The following is a 1,013-nucleotide window of genomic DNA, read 5'->3' on the forward strand; positions in this document are numbered from 1 at the left end:
GCTGAGTGGCTTTAACGGCACCTTTGCCAATACGGTGACGGGCAGCGGGATATTGCAGGTGACCGGCGGCTCAAATGCCACGCTGACCAGCAGTAATGCGGTCGATAATGCGGTGGCGGTGGATATCACCAATGCCACGTTGAACCTGACTGACATCGCGCTGTTTGACCACGGCCTGACCGGCAACGGCACCCTGAATATCGATACTGCCAATAACACGTTCAATTTTGGTGTGAATACCGGCAGCGCATTTGCCGGTACGGTAGATATGCAAAACAGTATTTTTGCCCTGAGTGGCAATAATACTGCGGCATTGAACAATGCTTCATTTATTGCCTCTGTTGGCACCACGGTTGCCGTGGATAACAGTAATCAGACGATCGGTAATTTTACTCTTAACGGTGCAACCGCTGCATTTGGCAGCGGCAGTTTAATCACCACCGATACGCTGGCGGTGACGGATGACAGTATCATCCGAGTTGATCCGGCTCTCACCACCGGTGGGAATTTACTCGATCAGGATACCGGCAATTCAGCCCAATTAATTAACAGTACCAATGTGTTGTCAACGACTGAATTGGCGCGACTGACATTACAAAATATTGTCGGCGGCACTCTGGGTAATGGCACCACTGAAAATATTATTCAGGGAGGCAATACGGTTGCTGAGGCACTGTATAATTATGCGCTGTCGGGCAGCGGTGGTTTAAGTGTGACCTCCGCACTAACTCAACTGAATTTGCTTGCCGGTGAAAGTTTAACCCTGACATCGCAAGGTGCGGTCAATGCTGATAACACCTTGGTGGCACAATTGACTGGCGCGGGTAATTTGATTATTGGTGCTGATAACAGCGCAACGACGCTGACTAACGCGACCAATAATTATACCGGCAGTACCTCAGTCAATGGCGGGATTTTGAATCTGGGCAGTAATAATGCGCTGGGCCAGACCTCGGCGCTGAACACTGCGGTGGGCACTTCCACCAATATCAATGGCCACAGCCAGACGGTGG

General features: G+C 50.7%; 1 pseudogene. It reads left to right on the forward strand.

What is annotated here, in order from left to right:
• Nucleotides 1-1,013 (forward strand): annotated as a pseudogene (locus tag OVO64_RS20375) (autotransporter outer membrane beta-barrel domain-containing protein); the annotation flags it as partial.

This window comes from Yersinia sp. Marseille-Q5920 (assembly GCF_946902935.1).
Lineage (GTDB): Bacteria > Pseudomonadota > Gammaproteobacteria > Enterobacterales > Enterobacteriaceae > Yersinia > Yersinia rochesterensis.